This window comes from Methylophaga sp. UBA5088 (genome assembly GCF_002414625.1).
Lineage (GTDB): Bacteria > Pseudomonadota > Gammaproteobacteria > Nitrosococcales > Methylophagaceae > Methylophaga > Methylophaga marina.
The window spans coordinates 10148-11242 of sequence record NZ_DIAC01000091.1 but is presented as its reverse complement, the minus strand read 5'-3'; the positions used below and the strand labels follow the sequence as shown (position 1 = coordinate 11242).

The 1095-nt window shown below is 46.2% G+C and carries 1 protein-coding gene; it reads right to left on the bottom strand.

Features of this window, described 5'->3' with window-relative positions; all coding sequences use genetic code 11:
- Positions 1 to 692: hypothetical protein (locus tag B4K20_RS11365; RefSeq protein ID WP_289282970.1), on the bottom strand; the 692-nt coding region annotated here is incomplete at its 3' end.
- Between the last annotated feature and the right edge of the window lie 403 nt (positions 693 to 1095).

Genomic DNA, 1095 nt, shown 5'->3' with positions numbered 1-1095 from the left:
GAACCAGTGTAATCATCACCAAACACATAAATCGAGGTGGTAATATTGGCTTTGGCATATTTTCTTAAAGCAGTGTTTAAGCCTTCTACGGGGCTGGAATTGGAGACCGCATTCCATCTTTTAAATAAGTCGATAACGCTTTTGCGTCTGTTGGGTGTGTCTGGCATCCATTGACCATCGTAGCCGGAAATCATGGATTGCCCCATATCATTGAGGATTTGAAAGCCTTTCACTTGTGGATGAATATTCAATACATTCACAATTTCCTGAGACACTCTACCCCAGATGTTTTTCATACTGCCTGAGGTATCAACGATAAACACCACATAATCGCTATCAACAGGAATACCGCCCACATCTTCATCACGGGTTTTATTGGGTTTTTGTGGTGTGCTTAACGAAGCTTGTTTTAAACGCTCTTCTACCAGACCCAATCCGGCGATGCTCTCAGCGGTGGCTGCCTGCTTTTTATTTAAGGCATTTAATTGCTGCTGCAAGGCTTTTGATGCGGCGGCGGCCGATTGTTTTTGTTCTGATAAGGAGGAAAGCGCGTCGAGTTTTTGGTTCATTTCCTGCTGAATCTGACTGACCGAATTTTGTAAGGTCACCAGCTGCGAGAGCATGGCACTGACATCTTCTGTGCCAGCAGTAGGAGCCACATCGACATCGGTTTTGGAGATCAGAATCAACATCACNNGGCCAGTTACTCGCCGGGCTGATTAATAAACCATCCGAGCTGGACGCCCAGGCCCAGTATTCATACGCCGCTTTAGGATCCCCTTCCAGTGGCAGCAAGATCACATTCTTCTTCGCTTGGGTCAGACCACTTTCGTTGATGGTTTGTCGGAACAGCCGTTTTCTACATTCACCCGAAATGGTTTTGGCATTACTGGTTAAGGAGCTACAGCCAGAAAACGGATTCAGGCTTTTATAGTTTGAATTGCCCTTGGTGGGTAAACCATCGGTAATCACATAAATATCGGTAGGGGATAGCTTATTGACGGTGACTAGGCCTTGCTGCAGATTGGTGGCACCGGTTGGCACCACTTGATTCAAACTGCTCATAATACTGGATACGCTAGTGCTACTGGCTGA